The sequence below is a fragment of the Bdellovibrionales bacterium genome (assembly GCA_019750295.1).
Classification (GTDB): Bacteria; Bdellovibrionota; Bdellovibrionia; order Bdellovibrionales; family JAGQZY01; genus JAIEOS01.
Genome location: JAIEOS010000017.1, coordinates 51,130 through 77,490 on the forward strand (window position 1 = coordinate 51,130; position 26,361 = coordinate 77,490).

20 protein-coding genes are annotated in these 26,361 nt (G+C 48.0%); 11 read left to right on the forward strand and 9 right to left on the reverse strand.

Annotation, left to right across the window (positions count from 1 at the left end; genetic code table 11):
• Window positions 1-109 precede the first annotated feature (109 nt).
• The 4 genes from K2Q26_04690 to K2Q26_04705 all read left to right on the forward strand — a co-directional run bounded on the left by K2Q26_04690 (window position 110) and on the right by K2Q26_04705 (window position 3,083).
• The gene (locus K2Q26_04690; protein ID MBY0314790.1) at window positions 110-268 is read left to right on the forward strand and encodes a hypothetical protein; all 159 of its coding nucleotides are present in this window, start codon (window positions 110-112) and stop codon (window positions 266-268) included.
• Between the two features lie 9 nt (window positions 269-277).
• A complete protein-coding gene (locus tag K2Q26_04695; protein ID MBY0314791.1) occupies window positions 278-1,576 on the forward strand; it encodes a M48 family metalloprotease in 1,299 nt (432 codons plus the stop codon).
• Between the two features lies 1 nt (window position 1,577).
• Window positions 1,578-1,856: a TRL-like family protein gene (locus K2Q26_04700; protein MBY0314792.1), complete on the forward strand. Its 279-nt coding sequence runs from the start codon at window positions 1,578-1,580 to the stop codon at window positions 1,854-1,856.
• Window positions 1,857-1,946: 90 nt separating this feature from the next.
• Window positions 1,947-3,083, forward strand: coding sequence for an alkene reductase (locus K2Q26_04705; GenBank protein ID MBY0314793.1), 1,137 nt, complete (start codon window positions 1,947-1,949; stop codon window positions 3,081-3,083).
• A gap of 47 nt (window positions 3,084-3,130) precedes the next feature.
• Here K2Q26_04705 and K2Q26_04710 read toward each other — a convergent pair whose 3' ends face one another.
• Window positions 3,131-4,138, reverse strand: a complete 1,008-nt coding sequence (locus K2Q26_04710) for a glycosyltransferase family 2 protein (GenBank protein ID MBY0314794.1) — start codon at window positions 4,136-4,138, stop codon at window positions 3,131-3,133.
• 86 nt (window positions 4,139-4,224) lie between these two features.
• On the opposite strand from K2Q26_04710, the gene K2Q26_04715 reads away from it, so the two are divergent.
• Entirely contained in the window at window positions 4,225-5,850 is a 1,626-nt protein-coding gene (locus tag K2Q26_04715; GenBank protein ID MBY0314795.1) for a hypothetical protein, read from the forward strand.
• A 60-nt stretch (window positions 5,851-5,910) separates the two neighbouring features.
• Here K2Q26_04715 and K2Q26_04720 read toward each other — a convergent pair whose 3' ends face one another.
• The 6 genes from K2Q26_04720 to K2Q26_04745 all read right to left on the reverse strand — a co-directional run bounded on the left by K2Q26_04720 (window position 5,911) and on the right by K2Q26_04745 (window position 17,076).
• The gene (locus tag K2Q26_04720) at window positions 5,911-7,545 is read right to left on the reverse strand and encodes a hypothetical protein (protein MBY0314796.1); all 1,635 of its coding nucleotides are present in this window, start codon (window positions 7,543-7,545) and stop codon (window positions 5,911-5,913) included.
• A gap of 318 nt (window positions 7,546-7,863) precedes the next feature.
• Window positions 7,864-10,455 (reverse strand): TonB-dependent receptor, encoded by a 2,592-nt coding sequence (locus K2Q26_04725; GenBank protein MBY0314797.1) that lies wholly within the window; start codon window positions 10,453-10,455, stop codon window positions 7,864-7,866.
• Between the two features lie 144 nt (window positions 10,456-10,599).
• The gene (locus K2Q26_04730) at window positions 10,600-13,170 is read right to left on the reverse strand and encodes a TonB-dependent receptor (protein ID MBY0314798.1); all 2,571 of its coding nucleotides are present in this window, start codon (window positions 13,168-13,170) and stop codon (window positions 10,600-10,602) included.
• 23 nt (window positions 13,171-13,193) lie between these two features.
• A complete protein-coding gene (locus tag K2Q26_04735) occupies window positions 13,194-15,836 on the reverse strand; it encodes a TonB-dependent receptor (protein ID MBY0314799.1) in 2,643 nt (880 codons plus the stop codon).
• A 187-nt stretch (window positions 15,837-16,023) separates the two neighbouring features.
• Window positions 16,024-16,527 carry a hypothetical protein gene (locus K2Q26_04740; protein MBY0314800.1) on the reverse strand — a complete coding sequence of 168 codons (504 nt, stop codon included), beginning with the start codon at window positions 16,525-16,527 and terminating at the stop codon, window positions 16,024-16,026.
• A 12-nt stretch (window positions 16,528-16,539) separates the two neighbouring features.
• Entirely contained in the window at window positions 16,540-17,076 is a 537-nt protein-coding gene (locus tag K2Q26_04745) for a hypothetical protein (protein MBY0314801.1), read from the reverse strand.
• A gap of 213 nt (window positions 17,077-17,289) precedes the next feature.
• On the opposite strand from K2Q26_04745, the gene K2Q26_04750 reads away from it, so the two are divergent.
• The 4 genes from K2Q26_04750 to K2Q26_04765 all read left to right on the forward strand — a co-directional run bounded on the left by K2Q26_04750 (window position 17,290) and on the right by K2Q26_04765 (window position 24,012).
• Window positions 17,290-19,926: a TonB-dependent receptor gene (locus K2Q26_04750; protein MBY0314802.1), complete on the forward strand. Its 2,637-nt coding sequence runs from the start codon at window positions 17,290-17,292 to the stop codon at window positions 19,924-19,926.
• A 195-nt stretch (window positions 19,927-20,121) separates the two neighbouring features.
• Window positions 20,122-20,451 (forward strand): hypothetical protein, encoded by a 330-nt coding sequence (locus K2Q26_04755; protein ID MBY0314803.1) that lies wholly within the window; start codon window positions 20,122-20,124, stop codon window positions 20,449-20,451.
• Window positions 20,452-20,582: 131 nt separating this feature from the next.
• Window positions 20,583-22,076: a hypothetical protein gene (locus K2Q26_04760; protein ID MBY0314804.1), complete on the forward strand. Its 1,494-nt coding sequence runs from the start codon at window positions 20,583-20,585 to the stop codon at window positions 22,074-22,076.
• A 115-nt stretch (window positions 22,077-22,191) separates the two neighbouring features.
• The gene (locus K2Q26_04765) at window positions 22,192-24,012 is read left to right on the forward strand and encodes a DUF885 domain-containing protein (protein MBY0314805.1); all 1,821 of its coding nucleotides are present in this window, start codon (window positions 22,192-22,194) and stop codon (window positions 24,010-24,012) included.
• A gap of 75 nt (window positions 24,013-24,087) precedes the next feature.
• On the opposite strand, the gene rpmG is transcribed toward K2Q26_04765, so the two are convergent.
• Window positions 24,088-24,267 (reverse strand): 50S ribosomal protein L33, encoded by a 180-nt coding sequence (gene rpmG, locus K2Q26_04770; GenBank protein MBY0314806.1) that lies wholly within the window; start codon window positions 24,265-24,267, stop codon window positions 24,088-24,090.
• A 126-nt stretch (window positions 24,268-24,393) separates the two neighbouring features.
• Here rpmG and K2Q26_04775 point away from each other — a divergent pair, with 126 nt between their 5' ends.
• Together K2Q26_04775 and K2Q26_04780 are read left to right on the forward strand one after the other, a co-directional pair.
• The gene (locus K2Q26_04775) at window positions 24,394-25,173 is read left to right on the forward strand and encodes a 3'(2'),5'-bisphosphate nucleotidase CysQ (protein ID MBY0314807.1); all 780 of its coding nucleotides are present in this window, start codon (window positions 24,394-24,396) and stop codon (window positions 25,171-25,173) included.
• Window positions 25,173-25,535: a nucleotide pyrophosphohydrolase gene (locus K2Q26_04780; GenBank protein ID MBY0314808.1), complete on the forward strand. Its 363-nt coding sequence runs from the start codon at window positions 25,173-25,175 to the stop codon at window positions 25,533-25,535. The genes K2Q26_04775 and K2Q26_04780 overlap by 1 nt, the downstream gene beginning before the upstream one ends.
• Here the strand turns inward: K2Q26_04780 and gloB are convergent.
• Window positions 25,532-26,359 carry a hydroxyacylglutathione hydrolase gene (gene gloB, locus K2Q26_04785; GenBank protein MBY0314809.1) on the reverse strand — a complete coding sequence of 276 codons (828 nt, stop codon included), beginning with the start codon at window positions 26,357-26,359 and terminating at the stop codon, window positions 25,532-25,534. The genes K2Q26_04780 and gloB overlap by 4 nt on opposite strands.
• Window positions 26,360-26,361: the final 2 nt, after the last annotated feature.

Here is a 26,361-nt window from a genome sequence, read left to right on the forward strand (position 1 = left end):
TACCAAGATCTAAGACTCAAGGATGAGGTAGACTTCGTTGTCGTGCTTAAAAACAGTTTACTCAACCTCGTTAATTGAATAGAACAGCGGATCAAACTTAGGAGTTAATGTGAAGTGGACTCGTATCCTGGCTACGGCGATCATCGTATTTCAAAGTTTATCGGCAAGTGCTTATGTTTTACCCGCGTCGGCGGTGAACGAAGACGTCAAAATGCAAGAGTTGAGGAGTGGCATTGAGAACAAATCCAAGACACGCCCTCGACGCTGATTCTCCCAGTTGGATCCGCAATCGACTCACGAGCAATTTACGAGTTCCCAAGCCGCATTGGATTGGACGCAAAAAGTCTCGTCCACATTGATTGCAAATCTGCAGGCAAAAAAATTCGACGTTTTGCCTCTCTCAGATGATCGCTATGGGACGCTCCAGGAGTACGTTGATCAACTCTGGTTGGCGTTTCAGACTTTGTTCCCGAAGTACACTCAGGGCCTCAATACTCCGCCGGTTGTACTTGTGGACTCCGAAGTGATGAATGCTTTTGTCCCTAAGTACATTCTCAAGGACAATAAAATTGCTCATACCATCGTTGTATTTACTGCGTTGTTAGATCAAGCGGGAGGTGTCAGTCAGAAGAACTTACTGACGGGAGTTCTCGCTCACGAATTGGCCCATTCCGTATTTAGACATGCTCTGGATGAATATCAACAGCACGTCACCAAGTTTTACGACGCTCAAGTGTCTCAGATCGGGTACGAAGTACCTAATGATGCTCTTCTTAACGCCAGTCTTGGCGAGTGGAAGACCGGGGCTTCCTTTGTTGGGGATTTTACAAATGAAGAATTTAAGAATCTGCCCTCGCAAGGCGTAGCGAAACCGATTTTGATGAGAGTTTGGACGGAGATTAATAGTGGCGAGTTTGATTTGAGTCAGAGCTGTTGGGACGCTCGCGATGCGATGGATATTTGGTTGAGCTATCAAAGATTTTCAGATTTTGCGAGCCAGTATTCTCTCCTTGATGTTGATAAAAATGCTTTAGCCTCCGCCAGCGAGTCTGTTCTCACCGCGTCGGACGCCTGCCTTCAGGGGAAGTCTCCTCATTTTCTGGAGACTCTCTCTAAAACCTTGGGTGTCCCTAAAGAAACTCTCGCGCTGAACCCGGGTATTGCGGAAATGGATCAAACGTTTTCGGCGGCTCCGTCGGTCACCAGCGGTCTTCAGGCGATTGTGGCTCCAGTTCGCCAATCGATGAGGGAGGTCGAAGCTCGTTATAACTTCGCCTCGTTAGGATACTTCACCCATGAGGAGCACGCCGATGATGTTTCCGTCATCGTGCACCGGTATTTAAATTGGAATTTTTCTTCGCTACCTGATTTTTTTAAGATGTTGATGCCGCCGAAGGATTTAGAGCGCTGTAATGCTTTGATCGCGAAACAAAAAACTCCTCCGACAGGATCTTTTTCCGATCCACATAGGGCCACTTGCTTTCGAATAGACCACCTTTACAAATTGAACTCGCTGATTCCAAAAGATGTCATCGGGTTTGCAAATGAATACGTCACTAAGACTATGGAAGATTAATATGCATAAAATGATCTTTTTATTATTTTTATTAGGCTCTGCGGGATGTACTTCTTACGGTCCGATGTTTGCGACCGGGCATCCTCTTCCCAAAGATCGAAAAATGGGTCAGTCTTGCCGGTCTTGGGTGCTCCATAAAACTTTACCCTTCGCTTGGGGCCGAAATGATATCATGGAGGCGGCAACTCAAGGAAATATCCAGGAGATCGCCGTGGTCGACAAATCGACCCTCTCTTATCTTCTCTACGGAACAGAGTGCACTTTGGTCTACGGCAGATAACCGATAACAAAAGTTCGCAATACCGACTTGTCAAAGGCCAATGAGTTCACACAATGATAAGATCATAGTGCAATCCACGAAAGGTGATTTATGAAATCCACTCCCAATGCTCAGCTCCTAAAGCCCATTCAAATCGGCGATCTCAAGCTTCCTCACCGCATTTTTATGGCCCCACTGACACGATCTCGATCTCTTAAAGAAGGTCACACGCAAACACCTCTCCATGCCCTGTATTATTCTCAGAGGGCTTCGGCGGGACTCATCATTTCGGAGGCGACGCAGATCAGTCAACAAGGGCAAGGCTATGCGTGGACGCCCGGGATTTACACCGACAAACAGGTGGAAGGTTGGAAGTTGGTGACCGATGCTATTCATAATGCCGGGGGACGTATATTTGTTCAGCTTTGGCATGTGGGTGCCGTTTCTCATAATGTTTTTCAGCCTGAAGGAAAAAATCCTGTGTCATCGAGCGAGTGGACTCCAAAGGGTCAAGCGTTTGTCGGCGACTATCATCCTCAAGGACCCGTGGTGCCTCACCCCAAGGCCGATGCGCTGACAAAATCCCAGATCAAAAAGATTATCGAAGATTACAAGCATGCGGCTCGCTGTGCGAAAGAGGCTCACTTTGATGGCGTTGAGCTCCACGCAGCGAATGGATATTTGATTGATCAGTTTTTGCGAGACTCCGTGAATCGACGTGACGATGAATACGGCGGCTCCATTGAAAATCGCATTCGTTTCCTGAATGAAGTGGTCGATGCTTTGTGCGAAGTTCTACCTCCTTCGAGAATTGGTGTCCGATTAACTCCGATGGGAGGACCTGGCGGTAGCTTCGATAGTCATCCGAAAGCGGTATACACGGCCGCGGCGAAATCTCTCGCGGGTCGAGGATTAGCTTATCTTCACGTGGTGCGCGCCAATGATCACGGAGGAAACGCGAAGGATCTAGAGCAGGGGGATAGTGTGATCGCAGAGATGAGAAAAGCGTTTGATGGCCCTTTGATCGCCAATGCAGACTTTACTCCCGAGGAGGCCGACCGGTGGATTGCTGAAGGCTATGCAGATGCGGTGGCCTTTGGACGTTTATTTATTGCGAATCCTGATTTACCAGAGCGGATTGCTCAAAACGGTCCTTACAATGAAGCGAATGGGACCACTTTTTATGGGGGAACCCACGTGGGCTACACAGACTATGAAAGTTTAAAGAAAACCAAAGACGCGTTATAGTTTTGCAAGGAATGAAGCTGGGCTCGGAGCGAGAGCCCAGGCGTTCGTTAGGGTTTAATGATTCTTAGAAATTGTGAAAAAGGGATGCGCGACCGAAGGCTCTCTTTCATGATTGACCCCAAGGCGATCGGAGCGAAGATCATCATCCTCCAAGCGACTTCAAACAGTTCTGTAAATGTAAATTCCAATCCACGAAATAGTTTGAACATATGAGCCGCCGAAAATAGCCCAAGAACACCCCCGCTCATGAGTGCTACGGGCCACCATTTGAAAACCACAGACACGACGATGGCCAGCTGGAGCGAGAGATAGATATAATGATTCCATCGCAGAGCTTTCATGTTTTTCTCCTCGTACATGCGAGGGTGTTTCCGCCAAAGTTTGACTTTAAGACCGGCTCCTTTGGCCTCGTGAAGAATTCTCCAGCTTGCCTGCGGACCCACCGGGTGAACGACCACGCAGGCCGGTTCGCTGATAATTTTTTTATCTAAATCAAGAACGGTCCAAGCCAAATCGGTATCCTCGAGAAACCAAGGGAAATTTTCGGAGTCAAAACCCTTTGAGAGTTCGGTAAAAACACTTTTGCGATAAAAAATATTGCAGGTCTGATACCCTCCAAAGACGGAAAGTTGCTGCATCCCTTTCCAGGTCAATGTTTTTGGACTGTCTTCGGGAGTGACCGTGAGGCCCTCGATTCCCAGCGCTTCTTTGTTGTGCACGTGCTGTGAGGCCGCTGTCAGCCAGTAGGGAGTGGGAATGCAATCGTCATCGGTAAAGGCGATCCAAGACCCCTGCGCGATTTTTGCGCCATAATTTCGTTTAAAAGAAACATTTCTCCCGTGCCAGACATCTTCTTCGGGTGTCAGAAATTTTAAATGCAACGAAGACTTGTAGGACTTAAGCCAGTCGAAGGACAGATCGTTGGGACTCAATATGATGATTACCTCGAACTGCTGCTTATTCATGCTTTGGAGTTCCAAACCCGCTACGGCGCGCTTTAAAGATTCCGGTCGGTTGTGGCTGGGGATCACTACAGAAAAAGTCGGCTGCGTCATAAATCAATTAGAACCGAAGAAAATGGATTGCTCAATACTAATCCCATCGTTCGAATTAAAAAAATGACCCATAGGTTTTTTACAGGATGAACCATAATTTTCAATTCCGTGACGATGGATTGAAAACGAGCGCGCCGTACTCCATACCTAAGATGGCTTCCGGAGGGGTCCGGAAGAAAAAATGGGGTTTTATTTTCACTTTAATTCATCTGTTATTTTATCCACTCCTCATTTGGAGTGCTCCAGCGACCATCAACAATGGCGGTCTTTATTCCGGAGACAAACTCTATGTGGATGGGCGCCGCTATCCGACGCAATATCTGATGCATCCTCAGCCGCTCGAGGAGGAGATGACTTACGAGAAGCTGAAGCAGCTCATTGTTGATCAAGGAATCGATGACATTGCCGATCTGATCAAGGCACTCCCGTGGCAAATGCGAGAGAACAATTATGTGGTCATGTACCGAAGCCGTAGCCTTCAGCACGCATCGATCACTCAGCCTCGGATTTTAAGTTACACACCGACGGCGCGTTTGATTCTTTCATTTAATAGTGGTGACCGCATCATCAGTGGGAAAAGTCATGACGCCTACAATGCCATCGAGGTGATTCAATTCCGCGATGAGACGTCTCGTTTTGAGTTCCGCGAAATAAAGTTTGGTCAAGGAGGTCCAACGTTTTCGACCGCAAATCCCACGAAATGTATGACTTGCCATCAGAATGAAAATCGTTCGGGCGTGGATATGCGACCCAACTGGGAGCCCTATAATATTTGGCCGGGCGCTATCGGAGCCAAGGATGGGGGCATCGCGCCGGGACCGATTCAACCGGATCATCGCTACAGACCTTACGATAAAGAGTTTTTGGCGGAGCAAGCTCAAGAAGAGAGCATCATTAAAACGTTTCAAGAGGTCGCGCTCCATCATCCGCGTTACCGACATCTTGGCTCCCTGAATTTAAATGGGCCAGTGGCGTTGAGTGAACTGCTGGCGATTTTAAACTTTCAACGCGTGATTCGACTGATGAAGGACACCGGAGAGCATTTTGAAAAAAGCAGCGAGTCTCTGGCGCTCCTCGGGGAGTGCAGTGCTTTTATCAGTGGAGACATGTTTGAATTTTATAGGAAACGAAGCCCTGCGAACAAATACTTCTCCTACAGTCCGGTATCGTTGAGCGACACTTTGACTTTTATGTTCGAAGGCGTCGGGATCGACACCACCGACTGGTCTATGGACTTCGGCACCAAAGGGCGTTTTGCTTTATTCGAAAGATTCGGAACTCCCTCCCACAATCATCATATATTTAAATATGCGTGGGCCGTGAGTCACAAAGACAAAACTCCAGAGGATTGCGATTCTTTAAAATTAAAAGCGGAGAGTCAGTGGGTGGCGTATAAACCCACACTTTCGACTTTTGTGCCGAGACGGGATTTGATGGAGCCCGGGTTTACACTCCCGCAAATTTTTTCCTCCTGCAGGAACTGCCACAACAGTTATGACGGGATCGCCCCGGAGATCGATTTTGAAAATCGCCAATGGTTAACGCTGGCTCTTCGTCAGAAATCGCAGACCTCCGGTCGCACCTTGGCTGACGAGATCCTTTATCGCACTAGTGACATGGCCACAAACGGAGAGCAAATGCCTCCGCAAAAGCGTCTTTCGGCTCGGAGTCGAGAGTTGATTTCCGATTACATCCAGTCCCTGACTGAATAAAAAAAGCCAGGCTTTTGACAGCCTGGCTTTAAGAAGGAGTGGGTTTCGGGTTCTTAAAACTTATCGACTTTTAATCGTTACGTTAGGAGTGTACGTCTTTGGAGCCTTGCTTCTAAGATAAGAAGAGATCTCGACATCGTGAGACGTTAACGGCTTACCGTCTTGGATACAGTAGTAAACCTCAACGGAGGAACTCGCTCCACCGGCGCTGCCCGTTAAGTGGACCGCGTTCGTCGAACTGCTGTAAGCGTTGGTGACGTAAGCGCCATCCACTTTTACCGAGATCGTCGAAGAATTTACGTCTTTATACTTTAAGTTAAAATCGTAGCGCAAATCGAGACGGGTAGAAACGTGCCCCCCCATAACATTTAATTTGCTTCCGATATTATCGCTATAGATATCAACGATCTGACCTGCGGAGAGTTGAGTGATCGTGTTGTATCCTAAGCCGATACTGTTTTCATCTTTAGGCCCCTGATTCGGTGGAACCACGGAGTTGTAGATGATCGAAGAGATCGTGGTCGGTAAAGATTTTCTCACAGTTTGGAGACGTTGAAGGATCGACTGAGCTGTCACTTTTCCTGCGCAGTACGTGTTGTAGAAAGGCACTTCTTTACCGTCAGCGTTGTACACGCCGTCGGGGTAACACACATCGTTCTCATCCGAGATAAAGATGATATGAAGTGCTGCATCTTCGCGGAAGAATCCACGCTCGCCAGGAATTTCGGAGGCTAAGTTCTGCCAAGAGTTGATGCGAGATTGACCATCGTAAGGACGAATGGCTTCCCAGAGAGAGTAAAGACCAGCTTCACCACCCGAATCATAATCCGTAGGAAGTTCGCGACGACCGGCACTTGTTAAGTTCCCGTTGTCGTCAAAAGAACGTTGTTTCCACATATTTTCTTTATGGCTATAGAGAAGTTTTCTCTTGAGCCAGTACTGAATTTGAGGAACGGTCAATTCTTGTGTGCTTAATACATATTTTTCACGAGGATCGACGAAGTCCGATTTGTACATGCGACCACCGAACCAGCTTGTAGGTCCGTGGGCCATCGCGACTGCGAACTGAGTGTCAGTTCCTACGGGAAGACGACTGATATAATTAGAGATACCGTTAGCCACTTGCTCGCGCTCGTGATCCATAGAGGCCGAAGAGTCCGTGATAATAAGGACATCGAGTTTGCGAGTGATGGTCGCCGGAGGTTGATTGTATTTTTCTGTAAGACAGAATCGTGTGTTCGGACGGCAAGTGGGGTTAAATGGATCACAACCGTTCCCTGAACCATTGTTTCCAGTTCCGTTATTACCGGTTCCGTTAGTTCCCGAGCCTGTTCCGTTTCCAGAACCGTTCCCTGTTCCGTTAGAGCCTGATCCCGAACCTGTTCCAGAGCCTGAGCCCGAACCAGTTCCTGATCCACTGCCGGATCCTGTTCCGTTGCCAGAACCCGAGCCATTGCCCGAACCGGAGCCTGAACCCGATCCACTTCCAGATCCATTTCCGGATCCACTGTTTCCTGTTCCGTTGTTTGTGTGAATTGTGCCGTTACCAGCACCTGAGTTTGTTCCAGAGCTGTCGTAATTAGAAGTCCCTAAAGCCGTAAAATCTTTTTTTGCACAGGCTTGAGAGCCGAGTGATAATCCACCGAGCATCGTTAGATATGCAATTTTTAATATAACCTTATTTGAAGCAAACATAGTCCCCACCCTTTGAAAATGATTAACCCAACTTAGGGTTGTGCAATGACAATGCCACCTCGCACGACATCGTAGGCGCCAGGAGATTCAGAAAACTGACAAAAAATTATACAGCCGCGAAGGGCTTTAACATTAAGTAAGATGAACAGAAATCGACTGTCTCAAAGTGAGAAACACTTTATTTGTGGAAAGAAATTTCCGAGTGAAGACTGTGAAGTTTTTAAACTGCGTCTTTATTTTAACAGTTCTTCTCTTCTTCTTTATCCAGGTTTGCGTGAGCTTTCTCGTCTAGCGAAAAAGCCGAAACTTTGAATTTCCTTAAAAATCCTGACTATAGGACACATAAAACGCTCGCCCTGTCGCCGTCACATTGGCCGGGAGTAGAAAGCCATCGGCACCACGATTAAATTCAGTGTGAAGGACTCGATCAAACATGTTACGTACACCGGCAGTGACGACACCGCCTGCAAAACCATAGTACTCATAGTGAAGATCAAACTCTTGATACTGTGGAATGGAGCCAACACCTACACCACTTCGAGGTGAGGTGTCTTTGTCGGCGGCTCCAAAACTTCGCATACGGAAACTACTTAAATGATTTCCTTGAGCCAGGCCTACGGAAGCGACGTTTTTCCACGCTAAATTAAAATTTCGGCGCAGGGGAACAAACGAGAAGTCTTGGCGAGTGGTGGCTAAGTTGTGAGAATGATCCATCTTTAAAATTAAATTCATGGTTCCCAAAGCCGAAGCCATTGGAGTCTTGTAAGTAATATCAAAGTCGATCCCATAGACTTTATATTTTCCGCTATTTACCTTTACCGGATATCTCACACTCTGAATCGTGCCGTCGGCATTACGAACGATATCGACGCCTAAATTATCAAATACGGGATCTGTGGCTCCCAGTTGCAGTTCTGCATTGGTGAGATCCGACAAATTGAGCTCTTGAAGTGAGTTTGTTCCGTAGGCGCGCCAGTGGTCCAAATTCACCTGAACTTTTTTCGTCGGGCGGATTTGAATTCCAAAGTTGTAATGCTCTCCCAATTCCGCGTCGAGATTCGAATTTCCGTAACTTGTTGTTGTAAACAGGTTGCTACATCCGGCAGCCGCAATGGCCGGATTTGCGCAAGCCACAGCATCGCGGAAGCGTTGCGGGCGAGTGATCGACCCTTGGTAAATGGCCGAAAGATCAGGCGCTTTAAATCCGGTTCCGTAAGAGGCACGCCCTGTAACTTTGTCACTAAACTTATAGGCCGCAGCGACCTTAGGGTTGATCGTGGATCCAAAGTCAGAGTATCGATCAAAGCGACCCGCCAATTGAAGTTGAAGAGTGCTGATCGGGTGATGGGTGAATTCCAAAAACGCAGAGTTGACGTTTCGACTTCCACTTTGTGGAGTGAAGAGACCGGTGAGAGGAAGTCCCTGTGACGAGAGAGCGTCATTCGTAAATTTATAATTTTGATATTGATTCTCGTAGCCTAAAGCCGCGAAGACGGGCTTCGAGCCTAAGTTAAAAGCTTTTCCGCTGACGATCGCTTTCGGGTTGATGATCGATGCTGTATTCTTAAACCATGTTTCCACAAATGCGGACGAGAGGTCGTCTTTTTGTCCTGCAGGCTTGTAGGGGTTAAATTGCCCGGCATTGATCATGTCGAAGAGCATTTGTTTGTTGGCATTCCCACTAAAGGTCGTATTTTTTCGATCGGTAATTCCGTAGCCCACAGAGACTTCCCAATCGAAGTCGTCCGTCTCTTTGGCCAGTCGCACTTGGGCCACGCCGGTATTCGTATTGCTCTCGGACAGTCGAGGGCCGATCTCTTCGTCGGGGCTGTATTGAAGTTTAATGGGGCCCGTGAAGGATCCAGGAGTGACGCCAGCGCCGTCTTTCACCGACGGAGCCCAAGCATCGGCGGTGGCTTTTGGAATGGCCCAGTTCGGTCCACCGGAGTTAGAGTAATCTTCAAACTCGGTGATCGGCGGTGTGTTGGAAATGCGTGCGTTCGCGAGCGTGTAGACCAAGGCCGTTTCTAAACGAAAGCCTTTTCCAAAATCGGTACCAGAAGAGAGAAGAAGATTGTAATTGCTTTTCGCGGGATCAAACTGAAGGGTGTCGTAAAAGTTGTAGCGGCATTCTCCACGAGACGTAAGGCGATCCGGAGGGCAAGTGGTGGCGGTGTATTTTTTGTTGGAATTTCCGAGATCGATAATATTGGCTTGATCACTGGCCAAGCTTCCGTTCTGCTGAACGTCTTTCATTCCAAATTGAGTGTCGCGATAAAATAAGTTTTCGGTTCGGGCGTATTGGAAGACTCCGAGGAAATTAGTTTTGCCCCACTGCTTTCCGTAAGTTCCGACGAAGGTGGTTTCTTGCCTAAAGTTTTTTTCGGGGGAAGAGTAGCGGATGAAAGCATTGGCGCCATCATAATCTCGCTTAGTGATGATGTTAACAACGCCCGCAAGAGCCTCAGATCCATAAAGGGCCGACGCTCCATCTTTGAGAACTTCCGCACGCTCAATGGCACTGGCGGGGATAAAACTAATGTCGACGGTATCGCCGCCAGCAGCTTTGGGAAGACGAAGTCCATTCAGGAGCACGAGGTTGTTGGCCGATGACTGACCGTGGAAAGACACGGTCTCTCCGCCCGAGGACGTGACAGCGTTATCGTTGAGCATTCCACCCACAGTGTAACTGCCGGACTCTTGCGCTTTGGTATTGTCAATTTGGGTGACGGGAGAGGGATTGTCTTGATCCACGGTGCGACGAATGTAAGAGCCCGTCACAACGATTTTTTGCATGGCTTTACCGGTATCAGGGAGAGCGGGAGGTGCATTTTGCGGAACCGAATTGGTTGAATCCTGCGCGTGTGCGATGACGGTAACAAAGAGTAAAAGCCCAACAATTGTTTTCACGGTAGTCCCCTCAAATATTCGATGATGGGTAACTAACATTATCCGTCGCCGGAACCAAGTCTGATGCGGTTCTCAGAGGGAAATAATACGGTGTTACACTCGAGGAAAATTCCTCGGTGCGTCTATTTTGAGTTAAGATTTGGTTTAGAAATCGTGACTGTAGGAGAGATAGAAGACTCTGCCGAGATAGTTCGAGTTGGTCGTCGCAGGCTCTATAAAGCCGCGATAATCACGCACAGGGAGCCGATTAAAAATGTTCTTAACTCCCAAGGTAAGGGTGCCTTCCCAAGAGGCAAAATATTGATAATGGATGTCATATTCCGTGAAGACCGGAGTCGTGCCTTTACCGATTCCGGCGAGAGAAATGTCTTTGTCATAGCCCGAAAAGGTTCGTCCCGCCAGACGTACGAAATGATTGTTTTTGGCGAATGTCGCGGCGAGAATGTTTTTCCAGTCGAGGTAGACGGTTCTCTCATAGGGTCTAAAGGAAAACGTTTGCGAACCAGATCCTAAAATATGAGTGTGATCCATTTGTAAGCGCAAACTGGTAGCTCCCAGTCCCCACAGATGAATTTGTCGGCGATACTCTGTGCTAAAATCAATTCCCTTGATAATAAAAATTCCCGAGTTGACTTTTTCGGGGTGCAAAACATTTTGAATGATTCGAGTGACCGGGTCGCGATTGATTTGGATTCCAAGATCGTTGAGAAAAGAAGCGCCAAACTGCTGTTCGGCCTTCGTCATTTCCTCTAAGTCAATTTCCGAGAGCCCTTCGCGACCTTTCACCATCCAATAGTCGATCGTGGTGGTGAAATTATCATTGGGAGAGATCACGATCCCCGCATTATAATGTTCTGCTTGTTCGGGTTTTAGATTTTTATTTCCGAAAGAGTTGACGCGATAAACTCCGTCATCGCAATTGGGATCGGACTCTCCGTTCTGCGCGCAGATCACTTCGTCTCTAAAACTATTGTAATCAACGGCAGTTCCTTTAAATACCGAAAGTAAGTCCGGCGCCTTAAAGCCCGTCCCGTAGGAAAGTCGAGAGGTGAACTGCGGCGAAAAGTGATACGCCAAGCCCAATTTCGGATTCAGAGTTGAGCCCACATCCGTATAGTTATCAAAGCGACCGGCCAATTGGATTTCAAATTTGTCGGAGGGGTTGTGGTTGAGTTCCACAAAAGCCGAATCCACACGTCGAGAACCCCGTTGATTGGAAGCCGTGCCCGAAAGGGGAATCCCCGCCAAAGACGCGGGATCGTTTTCAAAGCGAAAGGACTGCCACTGTTCCTCACTTCCGAAAGCCACAAGAAGTGGCTTTCCACGAATTTTAAAGAGTTCACCGGTAAAAACGAGTTTGGTATTGAGAATATCGGAACTGTGCTGAAACCAAGTTTGTAGGGCCGTCGTGGCGACGGCAGCGACGTCCTTTCCACCGTTGGGTTTAAAAGGATTAAACTGATTGGTGGTGATTAAATTTCTAAGGGCTTGTTGATTGGCATTCCCGCTGACGTTCTTATCGTGGATGATCGATTTTCCGTAACCTGCCGATATCTCCCAGTCCCAAGCTTTGATCTGACTCGAATAGCGAGTTTGCGCGACGTAGTTGTTGGACACGCGCTCACTGCGACTGCGACCTAACTCCTCCAGCGGAAGATACAGGAGATCTCCGTTATTGGTAAAACTGGGAGATGGATTCCCAGTGGATGACTCTATCAGATTCCAACCATTAAGGGTCGCAGGAGGAATGGAATTGTCGGGCCCGCCCATATCTGTTTCGTCTTTAAATTGAATGGGATAGGGAGCATCCAAGATGACGGCCTTCCGTTGATTATAAATGCCTACGAATTCCATTTTCGATTTTGCAGACACATCGTAGTCGGCATTTAAAAATAAATTATAGGAGTCACGTTGGGCCCCCTGGGTGCCGAACTGGCTTAAACGCGTTCGATCGGTTCGACACCGGCCTTCCGCATCGATTTGCGACTGGGGGCAATCGCCGGCACGGTGGTATTCGTCGTTAATGTCATTGATGTTGCCGGGATGACTCTCCGGGGAGCCGGCCTCCGCCAAACTGCTTAAACCATAGATGGTATCTTTGTACTCCAGAGGAGTTTTTTTCTTAAACTGACCCACCACCAAAAGGCGAACTTTCCCAACGGATTGTCCGTGAGTGAGCACCACGTCGCTCTCCTGTTGGGCGCGAATTTGTGGAGTCGCATGGCGCACATAAATGTTGGATCCGGTGAAATCTTTCTTCGTTGAAATGTTAACGACACCGGCTAAGGCTTCCGAACCGTAGAGAGCAGAAGCGCCATCTTTTAAAACCTCCACATTTTCGACCGCCGCTGCGGGAATAAAGTCGATATTGACCGCTTCGCCTCCAGCAGGCTTTGGGAGACGAAGTCCATTTAATAAAATCAGGTTGTCGGCCTCGGTTTGTCCGTGCATCGAAATTTCGCCGTCATCGACGTCGTTAAACACGGGACTTTCTTTCAGCATATCCGCGACGCTAAAGGAACTTGTCTGTTCCATCCGAGTGGCATCGTAGCGAACAACAGGAGTGGGTGCCGTTTTAGGCACGGCCCGCTTGATATAGGAACCGGTGACGGTAATCTTTTGCATTTCGGCCGATACGGCCGCATCGTTCGTCGCGGTTTGGGCTTGAGCGAGAGTGAAGTTAAGTGCAGTGATTAAAACCAAAAATATCTTCACGTGCACTTAACCCTAACGGTAACTTAGAAATTATAACTGTATCCTAGGTAGAATACCTGACCTACTGGATCGTAAATCGAAGTATCCAAACTGTTATAGGGATTCGATTGAGAGTCATCGAGAGGTCGGGTAGAGTTAAAGAGGTTGCGGACGCCGGCGCTCATAGTTCCTTTAAAAACATTCGCGAGAGTGTAATCTAAGTCCCACTCTGTGAAAATATATGTGGAGCCGAAGCCAACACGTCCAAGAGCTCCATTGTTGGCTTCCTTATCGGCCCCTGGAAATGTCCTTGCGGCAAAACGAAGGCGATGATCGTTAACCACAAATGCCACCGACATCACGTTTCTCCAGTTGAGATTGAACATGGTGAGTTTTCCAGTACCTGGAAATGGCTCTTGCTTGTTGTAGATGATTTGCTGGTGATCAAAAGAGGTTTGGATAGTTAAAGGTTTGTTAAAAATGGAAGTTTTAGCTTCGTTGCTTATTGATAGATCGAAACCCGAGGTTTTATCCGTCGCCAAATTGAGGGTGGGAACTTGAATAAACGCGATCGTACCATCCGCATTTCTCTCTGTGGTAATTCCATAATTTGTGAGGTTTATGCCCAGTCGATCAGCCTCAGTTAAATAAGTATAAAATAATCTGTTATTTCGGACTCTATCTCGAATGACAGCATAGAATCCATCTAAAGATACGTTCCAATTTCTTTTCGGCTGGATAACAACACCTGCGCTGTAGAAGATGGACCGCTCCTCTTTAAGATTGCGGTTACCGCCACTACGAACATTCCATTGTCTTGGAGCACACGTTCCTGGAATACCGGCTGCACAGGCCTTCCTGTCGACGAAGGTCGGATTACCATTGGTTGGGCCTGAGTATAAGTCATTTAGATTAGGCGCTTTAAATCCGGTACCCACAGATGCACGATAGAGAAAGCGTTCATTGGCTTGCCAGCTGAGGGAGAGCTTTGGATTGAAGGTATCTCCAAAATCACTGAATTTATCATAGCGGAAGGCTAAGCCGGTTTCGATACTATCTGTGGCGAAATAATTAAATTCAGTAAAGACAGATTGGAAGTTACGAGAGCCGGAACCATTCGCTCCCGCGCCGCCGCCGTAAACCAGATTTAATTGATTAGCATCCAGCTGACCAGCGAGTGGATCTGTTTTCTCTTTGTAGTCTTGACGATCGGCACTGGCACCGACGGCCATAGCGAGAGGTCCAAACCATTCGCCACCTTTATAAAGCTGGCCCGTTCCGATCGCTTTCACTGTTGCCTGAGTCGTTGCAATCTCCTGCCAAGGTCGGTACGCAGCACTGGAAACGTTTCCTTTGGCACCCGGCGCAGCGAAGGGCTTCCATGTGCCGTTATCAATCAGCGCCATGAGAGCTTCTCGGCGGGCGTATCCCTGAATATTATCGCTGCGAGTGTCGTTTCGGCCGTAGGCGGCTGACAGCTCAAGATCCCAAGTTCCAATTTTCATATCGAGAGACGGTTGAATGATGTAGGTATTGTTGATGTTTTCGGAAATACGATTTCCGAACTCTTCAGCCGTTCTGTAAAATGCAAGAACATCTCCCGTACCAGGGAGCCCTACAGCCGCCGCTTGTGCGGCATTCATTCTTAATCGATCCGGCCCCGGAGCTAGAACCCCAGTCACTTCGCGACGAACATAGATCGCATCCACTTTCGCTTTAACGTTGGGAGTAAAGTTGTAACGCCCAGAGACGAGTCCGCTGACCTGTTGGATGTCGGGGAGGGAGGCTGAGAAGTTTGCGGTATTAAACGCACAAACTTGACCTGTTCCCAAATTGAGGAGTTGTCCCGGGGGGCAAGGATCAGCCGTGCTTCCTGGATTGAAGCCCGCGCCGTTCGATAGATCATCCCAAGAGCCCGGAGAGCCGATCGGGCTTCCTTGGCGACGGAGATCGGTGATGCGACTGAATTCGCGATCTCTATCAAACATCTTTTCGTTATTTTTGATATTGATCACACCCATAATGGAGGCTTTTTCATTGGCTCGACCGATCACTGCCGAAACGTCTGTACGCGCTCCGCCTCTTTCGCGAGGTTGATTGTGACGGAAGTTGATATTCGCGCCGTTGTAATCTTTTTTGGTGATGAAGTTCATCACTCCACCCATTGCATCTGATCCGTAAAGAGCCGAAGCTCCGTCTTTTAAAATTTCAACACGCTCTAGAGCTGCCGGAGGAATGATGTTGGTATCGACCGAGTTTCCACCACCGATTTTAGGGAGTCGTTGGCCGTTAAGAAGGAGAAGAATATCATCCGACCCAAACCCGCGGATCGATACCGTCGAAGCGCCGGCATTGGCCGCCCCGCTGATCGAGTTTTCACGACTGGCCCCATTCGAAATTGCGCTGTCTCGTAAAGCATCGGCGACGGAGTTATTGCCAGATTTATCGAGTTGGTCTTTGCCGATGGTTTTGACCGGCGAAGGACCTTCCTCATCAACGCGCTTAATGTAAGAGCCGGTGACGGTGATTTTTTTCATCTGAGTGGCTTCGATGTTTTCTTGAGTCGACGGAGGTAATTGCTCAGTGGCAGGAGCCGCTCCTGGAGGAGTTGTCGTCGGCGAAGTTTGAGTCGACGATGTTTGTGCTACAGCGATCAGCGCAGAAACAAGAAGCGAAAAAATCATCATTTTGAAATCCTTTTAATTCTTAAGACATTAAGTCCAGATGAATGAACAGGGTGAACTAATATTGCAGCGTGCAATTTGCCAAGCCTTTATTCGGAATGTAAAAAAAATACAGTCATTTACAGATGTATTACCGAGATGAATTCCGAAAGTTTAAGAGGAGCAAAAAGCTCCTCCTGGAAACGTGGGTTTAGAATCTAAACCAAAACGCAAGGGAAGGATAAATTGTGCTGTCTTTGCGTGTTGTGGGGCCGGCAATCCCTTGAACCTCTTCGTCTTTGTACTCGACCGTGCGCACATTCAGTTCAGGACCAAAGAAGACCTCTTCGTTGATCGGAAGAGCGTAACCAAAGGTGAACTGCGTTCCACTGGCTTTTCCGTACTTCACACCGCCGCTGGCGAGATCTTGTTCACCGGCAATGATGTAGCTTGCAAGAACGTAAAGGTTCATAAAGTTGTAACCAACGGTGGGAGCGATGTAGTAGGAATCGGCGTTCTGGACGAACTTCGTGGAAGACAATGAGTACAATCCGCCCACGTAGAGTCCAAAGTCGAAAGTATATCCCAAACGCATTTCCACTTGAGAGTAGCTAGCGCCTGTATCCGTTTTGTAAGTGCCGAGCGAAGGACTTAAATCAAAGCTCGCAAACACGATCTGAGGAATTAAGAGTAGAGTGATTAAAAGTTTTTTCATGACCGTCGCTCCTTAGAAAAATAACCAAAGGCCGAAGTACGGCGTGAGTTGTTTTGTAGTGTTGTCAGCAAGACCGGCGTCACCATCGGTATATTTGATCGCTTTGTAGCTGAGCTGAGGACCGAATTTGATCTCTTCGGTGATCATCATCGGGTAACCGAGGTCGATCTGTAAACCTTGAGCTTTACCGTACTTGCCAGCGGCGTCCATATCGGAGGTGCCGACGACGTGGTAAGTGGCCGTGATGAAAATTCCTGTATCATCAGAAAGATAACCGACAGAGGGTCCGACGAAGTAGTTCGTCATGTCATTTCCGCTACCGCTTCCAGTTTCGTAAACCGCTTGCACTCCCACGAAGAGTCCGTAGTCGAAAATGTATCCACCTTTAACATCTGCAGTGAGAACATTGAGCTTGCCGGCGATCTGATTATTGCCTGCCGTTTGCTCAAGTTTACGGCTAAAATATGTTAAACTAGGATTTACAACCCAGTCTTGAGCTTGTGCGATTCCGCTAACGCTCAAGAGGGTCAACAATAAGAGAAATCTCATGTGAATTACCTCCGTAAGGAAGCCATGTTTCTCCTTGGGAGGGTGATGAAGTCAATAAATTCGCAGAACCCGAAGCATATGACTTTACGCAATAAAATTTTCACCCAAATATGTCGATGGATGTAGAGATAGTGCTCAAAACCCACAGAGTATGTAAAAAATCCTTGATTCTTTGACGTTATAAAATACTAATCGTCGATGGTGGGGGTCATCATGCAAGTCATTTTAAGGTTAATTCTTTGTCTATTTTCTGTTTCGGCGGCTTTGAGCGCGTTCGCTCAAAGTGAGGGAGCCAGTAACTCCGCGAGTGTCTCTGAGGCGATTAAATCTCAGCCGACGCCGGAAAAGCAACCCGGTCCGATCCCGGATCAGTCGTACGATTCGAACAAAGAGATGAAGTTGATCGAGGTCACGGGATCTTACATCAAGCGTGTGGACGAAGAAGGACCATCGCCGGTGCAAACGATCGGTAAAGATCAACTGAAGAAGTCGGGATATAACTCGGTCGCCGATGTGATGCGGGATAATGCCATCACCACGGGCGGGCAGCGTGAGGATTCCGGAAGTGCAACTCCTGGGGCTGCGACGGCAGGTATTGGTGCCTTTGGCGCCGACTCTATTCTTGTCCTTTTAAATGGACAGCGTCTTCCTAAAATGGGTGGCGAAAACACTGTCGACTTAAACTTAATTCCAATGGACGCCATCGAGCGTGTCGAAATTTTGAAAGACGGGGCATCGGCTCTTTACGGATCTGACGCCATCGGTGGAGTTATGAACTTCATCACCAAGAAAAACATGAACGGTGGAACGTTGTCCATGCGCCAGTCCGTTTCGGAGCTGGGCGGAGGAAATCGTACGGATGTTTCAGCCACTTTCGGAAAAACGTTCTCACGAGGAAGCGTGATCGGAGTTGTTCAGTTTAGAAATAACGAAAACCTTCCCGACCAGAGACGTCAGTTTAGTAAAATCACCGATGTGACGACCCAAGGAAGTTTTACGGGAAGTCCCGGTTCTTGGTACGACACGGGGAATGGATCTTTGAACGCCGATCCCAACTGTCCTCCCGGCCAACTTTTTGATGGCGGCGCAGGCTTTCAAGCCTGTACCTTTGATTACTCGCAATACTCTTGGAATCTTCCGGTGATCAATCAGACAAGCTCTCTGATTGCGGGCGATTACAAATTCAACGAACATTTAAAGTCAAAAACCACCGCGGTCGTGAACTTGCGTGAAGTCAACACGCGATATGCTCCTCCTCCGGATACGATTCGAGTGTCGCAGGCGGTGGCTCAAAGCTTGGGACTGCCGGCGACGGGCGATGTGGAGATCAATTATCGTTTAGTGAACGAAGCGGGAGCTCGCGAAGGACGCGACACCACTTTTGCCTACAACGTGGCGCAGACTCTCGAGGGAAAAATTGCGGGAACTTGGTCTTATGACGTGACCGCGGCGGCAGGGCGCTCTCGATCTCACACGGTAAAGAATGGTTATGCGGACAAGCGCGTGATTACAGATGCGATCAACAATGGGGCTTTCAATCCTTTTGCGCCGGAAGGGGCGAAGGGAGACATCACTTCGGCACTCTTCAGTCCTTTTCAGTATATAACATCGACCCAAACTTCGGTGAAAACCGTCAGCTCCGGTCAGCTCTATGGCGGCGGATCTTATATGGGCCCAGTGGCCATGGCGATTGGCGCGTCGACCGACTGGCAGACCTACTCTAACGAAGTCGATGCCATTACGGCCTCTGGAAACTCCTATGGAGACATCGGAACTAACGGTGCCGGTCGTCGAAACTATCAAGCTGTGTTCCAAGAGATCTCCATGTTTCCGACGGAAACTGTGGAAGTGGGCGCTGCGGCTCGATTCGATCAGTACAGCGATTTCGGAAGTACCTTTAACCCAAAACTCTCTGTCAGTTGGCAGGCGAGCAATAAAGTGATGCTTCGCTCGTCGGTGGGAACAGGCTTTAGAGCTCCCAATTTAGCGGACGTTTACAACGGAACGGCACGAGGATTTCCAACATTTGTGGACATCATCGGTTGTGACCAGGGCGTGCCTGGGGCCTGCGAAGCTCGTCAGTACGAGGTCAACACGACTTCAAATACGAATCTCACTCAGGAAACTTCGCTTTTTGCAAACGTGGGGATCTTGGTTCAGCCCAAGAAAAACTGGAACATCGAAGCCAACTATTGGACCGCCAGTGTAACCGATGGAGTTGGCGCCATCGACGATTTGGATCTCGTACGGTTTGAACAAGCGAATGGAGCTCAGGCTCTCCAAGATGCCTACGGTATCTCTATCGAGCGTGATCCGAACACAGGCCAACTTTTAAGAATCCAACGTCCTTCGGCGTTTAACATTACCAATTCGAACTTTCACGGCCTCGATTTCAGAGTGTCTAACGAGTCAAAGGCGAACATTGGTAATTTCCCGATCGATGTGGCCGTAACAGTCAATCATACTCAGTTTATCGGAAATGAGAGAGAGGATTTCCCTGGCCTAGGTATCAAGCGCGCTCGTGATTTGTATTTTAAGAATCAGATCGCCGTGACCGCGTCTCACACTCACCATAGTTTGACAGCCCAAGCGCGGACACTGTCTGGAGCGAATAAAAATGCCAACGAAAGTGTGGTCGGCGGAGGATCCTTACCGATCTATACCGAATACGATCTCAACTATGAGCACAGTAAAATCTTAGGGGGCACTTTGAGTGCTGGAGTGAAGAACCTCTTCAATTCCGATCGTCCATTGGATGACACCATCTCTAACCCGGTCGCCCGTTTGGATATGTCAAAGTACGATCCGCTCGGTCGTATGTATTACATGGGTTACAGATATAACTTTTAAGTCCTCACCTGGGAACGACGACATTAAAAGGCACCCGCGGGTGCCTTTTGTCGTTATCAGTTTCAACAAAGATCTTATAAAAAAATCATTTTCCGCCTCTCATCTTGGAAAAAATTTTAGTGATGTGCAGTAAATCGAGATCAGGATTTGTTTTCGTTTATATTGCTCAAAGAAATAAAAACAGAGGAGGGTAATGTGAATCTAACAAAATGTTTAAGTGCGATGATTTTATCTGTTATGGCGGTGCCAGCTTTAGCGGATGTGAATACCGTTTGCTTGGGGGGCGGAACTCGCGGGGATGATATAAAGATCGAGATTATTGATCAACCTGGTGACTTAAAAATTCGCGTCAACGATCAGTTGGTGAATGCTTCGCGCGATGGCCAGGTCGGCACGGTCCTACTTTATAGTTATGATGGAGCTGGCCGCGTCTTCTTTGTTGAGTATGACTACCAGAACGCGACGGCTGAACTTCGCGGACAAGGCCCTATTATTGCGCTGTTTTGCTCTCGCGGTCTTCGCTAGGAGCGTCGCCCGAGCTCGTTTTTCCTTGGGATTGACGAGCTCGTCTTGTTGTCTGTTTAGTCAATTCGGTAAAAAATACCGTGTCTCTCGTCGCCTCTCATCTTTTGTGGGGCGATCTGGTATCACTGGCTATGCACATTTTTATTAGGGTCGTCGCGTTTTTTGGGATCTCCATCTTCTCGTGGAACAGTTTTGCACTTTTACAGTGTCACGATATCTTTGCGACGCGCGCGGAGAAGCAAATCTTTCAGTATGAGTTGAACAATCGACTTCAGAAGCAGCTCGAGGAGTTGGGCTTTGAGGTCGAGCGGGTGCAGGAGCGACCCATCTTTGCGGCAGCGTCCGCGGAGGGTGTGCGCAGAGATTATCTCAGGATCGCCGGCGTTCGTAAAGACAACAATCTTCCGGCATGGTTCAGAACTCTTTATGACCAATCGGGAATTGGAACCACGTTTTACTTTTCGAACAACGGTCGAGAGAGCTCGGTCATTTTTCATACTTACAAAGGTCGTCGTTTTATTTCCATTAACGGTGAAAAGCCTTTCGATGATGTCGTTATGCAGGGAGAAATTTTCGAAGCGGTGGTTAAGGCCTCCGCACACAAAACACTTTTGGATATGGAGATCATGGGTCAGTTTAAACCGCTCGCGTTGATGCCCTTGAAGGGAGAAGCGGCCCACCGAGAAAAATTCCATATGGGTGTGATCAAAGTCATCGAAGTGTTGCAAAGGCACGCATTGAAATATGCTTCCAAAATGAATTTAGAATCCCGGTCTGGAGAAGTTCCCGGGATCGTTCGTAAGATTCAAAACTATCAGTTAAAACTAGAACGTTATCTCAATCGTGCCGAGGAATTGGTCGATGCTATGATTCGAAGCCATCGGTTTGAGCCCACGGAGATGTGGTCAGAGATTCCGGACTCCGTTGTGGCCCGAGTGAAAATTGGCCGAGACGATCCGGTGTTTGTCGATTTGAACATGGATCGCAGTTCTCGGGACACTCTGATCGATGAGCACCTCCAGGTTATGGCCACAGCACTTCTTCATCTCCGGAACGAGGCCCGAAGTTTACGACAGGATTTTATCGCTGTCGGCGTTCGCTTTGATCGGCTTGTCGAAGATGTGACACGCTTCCAAGATCGGCGAGAGGCTTGGACGGAGGCTTACCTCAAAGAGTACGGATTAAGTAAAGAGGACGCCGCTCATCTGCAGATGGATCTCAAACACGTCTCGCCGTTGTTTGAAGGCCCGAGTCTCTCCAGATTAATTGATGTGGCCGATGTGGCGGAGATGGTCGTTTCAGAAAACGTTATCCCTCAATTGCCCACACGTCGCGGTTCCTTTTACGGACGTATCTTTGAGCAAGACGCTCATCTTGCGAAGCGCGGTGATGAGTTCACACTTAAGAGACACAGTGTTGCTTTCGGAGTAGCAGACTTGCAGCGAGCCAATCCTGACGGTCGAAATATTTACCGGGCTATTATTCATAGCACGAGCGGAAGGTATGTCGGCTTCTTGGACCCCACTGGTCAAGGTCCAGAGATTTTGTTTCTCCCGGGCACAAAGTTCAGAGTCACTTTCGTTCGAGAACTGGATAAAACCCTGATCCTCGAAGAGATCCCCTAGATACACCGCTCCATGAAGGGGTACGCCGTTCAATTCCCAGACGCAGCGTTCTTGGAAAAGGCGTCTGGCACCTTCGGATGATTTTTTGTAGGATAGCTTTTTCCTCGGAGGGATCGTGAAAAAGCTTTCATTTATTTTATTGAGTTTTGTGTTTGTGTCGTGCTCGGGAGTCCAAAAGCCCGACGTCGGTGAGGGTGATGAGTCCACGCGTTTCAATCGCTATCTCGATTTGACCTTCGAAAAATATCTCAAGATGTCTCCTCAGGGCCTCGCCGACTTTGGAATTAAAGAGCGCTATAACGAGCTCGATAACTATACCGAAGATTTCCAGAATCAAATGCACGAAATGGAAAAGCAGGATCTCAAGGAGCTTAAAACGTTCGATCGTTCGGCCATGAACTCTCAAGCCCAACTGAGCTATGATCTGGCGCTGAAAGCCGCCGAGGAAAGCCTTCAGGATCATCAGTGGAGACATCACCGCTATCGCGTCAATCAGCAGGGCGGAATTCACACTTATCTTCCTGTTTTTATGATCAATACTCATAAGGTCGATAACGAAAAAGATTTGGTCGACTATATCGTTCGACTGAAAGAGTTCAAACGCGTGTTCTCGGAAACCATTGTGAGATTAAAAGCGTCGGAAGCTCACGGCGTGGTTCCTCCTCGCTTTGTATTTCCTTACGTGATCGAGGCTTCACAAAAAGTGATTCTTGGAAGCCCCTTTCAGAAGGGGAAAGAAGAATCCCCGCTATTGGCAGACTTTAAAGCAAAGGCGAAAAAACTGAAATTAGATGGCGATAGTGCTAAAAAAACTAAAGAGGGCGAACTGGTCAAGCAAGCCGAAGAGGCACTGGTTCAATACGTCAAGCCGGCCTACGAGGAGCTGATCGCATTTATGAAGGATCAGGAAAAACGGGCGACGACGGATGATGGGGCGTGGAAGCTTCCTCGAGGCGCGGAGTTTTATCAAACCAATCTTAAGCGTATTACGACCACGAATATGACGGCCGATCAGATACACGAAATGGGTCTTAAGAACGTCGAACGCTTACGCAACGATATGATCGCAGTCAAAAATAAATTGGGATTTAAAGGAGATCTTGCCGCGTTTTTTAAATCTGTACGCAAAGATCCTAAGCAGTACTACCCCAATTCTCCCAAAGGAAAGCAAGAGTATTTAAATCAAGCGAAGGCCTTCCAAGCTTCGATCAGTAGAAAGGTTCCCGAATTTTTTAGTCGTATTCCGCAAACTCCGATGGAAGTTCGCGCGGTGGAAAAGTTCCGTGAGGCCTCAGCAGGGAAAGCATTTTACGACGGCCCATCGGATGATGGATCTCGACCAGGCATTTATTATGTCAATTTGCAGGACACTAAAAATGCTCCTAAATTCGAAAACGAAGCGTTATTTTACCACGAAGGGATTCCTGGGCATCACTTTCAGATTGCTTTGAGCATCGAGCTTAAAGAACTTCCAAAGCTCCGCCGCTATACTCATTACACCAGCTTTATCGAAGGTTGGGGGTTGTATGCCGAGCGCCTGGGTAAAGACATGGGCGGATACAAAGATCTTTACTCCGAGCTGGGTCGTCTCTCTATGGAAATGATTCGCGCTTGCCGATTGGTGGTGGACACAGGGATCCATCATAAAAAATGGACCCGCCAGCAGGGGATTGATTTTTTCGCCGAAAATCTTCCGGTGTCTCAGGGGATGCAGGTGGAGCAGGTCGAACGATTTATCATTTGGCCCGGCCAGGCCACGGCGTACATGGTCGGAATGTTAAAAATCTACGAGTTGCGCGAGCGCGCGCAAGCAGAGCTTCAGCAAAAGTTCGATTTTCGGGATTTCCACAAGGTGGTCTTAGAAAACGGGGCAGTGCCCTTAGATATTCTTGAGCGACATGTGAATGAATATATCGCTCAGAAAAAAGCAGGGTAGAGTTTACACTCTATCCTTTGATCGTCATCTTGAGCGCAGCGAAAGATCTCTCGCTTCGCTCTGATGACCAGCGCCTTACTTAACTTCTTTATGAACAGTGTGACGCTTGAGGCTTGGATTGTATTTCTTCTTCTCAAGGCGCTCGGGATGCGTTTGTGAGTTTTTAGTTGTCACATAGCGAGAAGGAGGAACGCCTTCTTTACGTGCTTCAGTGCATTCTAATGTAATTACTCGGATTTTGCCCTTTTTAGCCATAATTTACCTCTCGCTCTAGATCTAAAAGTGAAGTAGACATTTATAGAGTTTACGCCCAGGATTATCAAGCTCAAACTTTAAAGGGTTTTGAGTCCGTTGAAACAGTTGAGCAGGCAAGTGAGGAAAATGAGCAAAGTACTTAATATTATTGAGGTTGCGGCAAAAGAGGCGGGTCAGCGCTTGTTAAAGTACTACAAGAAGCCCAATTTAAAAATTATCACAAAGCCCGATGACAGCCCAGTCACAGAGGCGGATCTCGATGTGAGCGACTTCCTCATTCAAAAGTTGGCGCCCCTTGGAATTCCCGTGGTCACCGAGGAGAATTATCCAGAAACTCCCCCCGAGGGCGATTTTTTTATCATCGATCCGCTGGATGGGACACGCTATTTTATTGAGCATAATGATTCTTTCGCGGTGATTATCGCGAAAATTTCCAACAAGCGACCGGTCGCAGGTGTTTTGTACTTCCCGGCGATGGATCTTATGTACTCCGCGGAAAAAGGGGTGGGAGCCTTCGAGAACGGGAGGCCCATCTTCAATCATCGTGACACCTATGAGCTCACCGCTTTTAGTACCGGATTCCACCGGCATCCCCACGGCACTCAACTGATGGAGGCCTTAAATATTGTTAAGGTCCACGATGTAGGATCCGTATTAAAGATGGGATACATGGCGCGCGGGGATGTGGATTTCTATCCTCGCTTTGGAAAAACGTATGAGTGGGATACGGCGGCCGGGCAAATCATCCTCGAAGAGGGCGGGTGTCAGGTTTGGAACATCAGCACCCTGCAGCCGCTGGAATATGCAAAGCCCCAATTCTTGAATCATAACTTTGTCTGCTTTAGAAATGGCATCGAAGATCAAGTTCGCGAAACTCTCAAAAAGCTCAATTGGAAAAAATCGTAATGGACACATCCGCAACCGTAGAGGCTCTTAAACAAAAGGTGCAAAAATTTTGCGAAGACCGCAACTGGGATCAGTTTCATGGCCCCAAAGATTTAGCGATTGGAGCGGTGACGGAAAGCTCGGAGCTTTTAGAAATCTTCCGCTTTGTCAAAGATCAAGACTGTCCCAAACTTTTGAATGATCCCAAAATTCGATCAGACATCTCCGACGAGTTAGCAGATGTCCTGTTTTTTGTCCTGCGTTTCGCCCAAATGAATAACTTCGATCTCGAACAGGCGCTCGCCCATAAACTCCAAAAGAACGAAGCCAAATATCCCGTAGAAAAGTCCTACGGGAAAAATACAAAATACACTCACCTTTAATACATATCTTTAAGGCGTCGAAGCTGAGTGAAAACCTCGAGATCGTTAGCGGATTCCATTCCTATGGCTTTTTTGAGATCGGGATCATCCCACCGTAAAAAGGGATTGAGATAGATCTCGTGACTGAGTGTCGTGGGTACGGTTGGTTTTCCTGCCTGACGGAGATGTCGGACCTCTTGGAGATGACCTTGAAGTAACTGATGGTTTGGCTCTAAAGAAAGAGCGAACTCGGTGTTTTTTTCGGTGTACTCATGAGCGCTAAAGATAGTGGTGTCTTGGGGGAGTTGTCGAATCTTCATGAGGCTCGACAGCATTTGCTCTGCGGTGCCTTCAAATAATCTGCCGCATCCCAAGGAGAACAAAGTATCCCCGGAAAACAGATATTTGTGCTCGGGCAGGTAATAACAAATGTGACCCAAAGTATGCCCGGGAATGGTGTCGGTATCAAACTTAAGGCCACAAACTTCCACCGAATGCGGGGGAGAAACTTTATCTGTGACCGCGGGCACTCGTTGGAGATCATACTCAAAGGCATAAACCCGAGATTGGTATTTTGCGACGAGGTCCTCCACGCCGTCGACGTGGTCCCAGTGGTGATGAGTGATGATGATGGCATCGAGATTCTGCTTTTGAGAGGTCAGAAATTCGACGACGGGCTCCGCAGTTCCAGGATCGACCACGATGTTTTTCCCGTTCGAATGGTTGTGAATCACGTAAATATAGTTATCTTCGATGGCAGGCAGTTGCGAAACACTGATCTTTTCCGCCATGGTTTGTGCACCGAGGGTATTTGAGCTGTGAATCGTCGTAATACTCATCGTCACAA

Bases quoted from the DNA above. Each gene is read 5' to 3' on its own strand.
- K2Q26_04735 (MBY0314799.1), bottom strand. From the start codon at position 15,836: ATGATGATTTTTTCGCTTCTTGTTTCTGCGCTGATCGCTGTAGCACAA.
- K2Q26_04720 (MBY0314796.1), bottom strand. From the start codon at position 7,545: ATGTTTGCTTCAAATAAGGTTATATTAAAAATTGCATATCTAACGATG.
- K2Q26_04715 (MBY0314795.1), top strand. From the start codon at position 4,225: ATGAACCATAATTTTCAATTCCGTGACGATGGATTGAAAACGAGCGCG.
- rpmG (MBY0314806.1), bottom strand. From the start codon at position 24,267: ATGGCTAAAAAGGGCAAAATCCGAGTAATTACATTAGAATGCACTGAA.
- K2Q26_04775 (MBY0314807.1), top strand. From the start codon at position 24,394: ATGAGCAAAGTACTTAATATTATTGAGGTTGCGGCAAAAGAGGCGGGT.
- K2Q26_04700 (MBY0314792.1), top strand. From the start codon at position 1,578: ATGCATAAAATGATCTTTTTATTATTTTTATTAGGCTCTGCGGGATGT.
- K2Q26_04745 (MBY0314801.1), bottom strand. From the start codon at position 17,076: ATGAGATTTCTCTTATTGTTGACCCTCTTGAGCGTTAGCGGAATCGCA.
- K2Q26_04740 (MBY0314800.1), bottom strand. From the start codon at position 16,527: ATGAAAAAACTTTTAATCACTCTACTCTTAATTCCTCAGATCGTGTTT.
- K2Q26_04780 (MBY0314808.1), top strand. From the start codon at position 25,173: ATGGACACATCCGCAACCGTAGAGGCTCTTAAACAAAAGGTGCAAAAA.
- K2Q26_04750 (MBY0314802.1), top strand. From the start codon at position 17,290: ATGCAAGTCATTTTAAGGTTAATTCTTTGTCTATTTTCTGTTTCGGCG.
- K2Q26_04710 (MBY0314794.1), bottom strand. From the start codon at position 4,138: ATGACGCAGCCGACTTTTTCTGTAGTGATCCCCAGCCACAACCGACCG.
- K2Q26_04760 (MBY0314804.1), top strand. From the start codon at position 20,583: ATGCACATTTTTATTAGGGTCGTCGCGTTTTTTGGGATCTCCATCTTC.
- K2Q26_04705 (MBY0314793.1), top strand. From the start codon at position 1,947: ATGAAATCCACTCCCAATGCTCAGCTCCTAAAGCCCATTCAAATCGGC.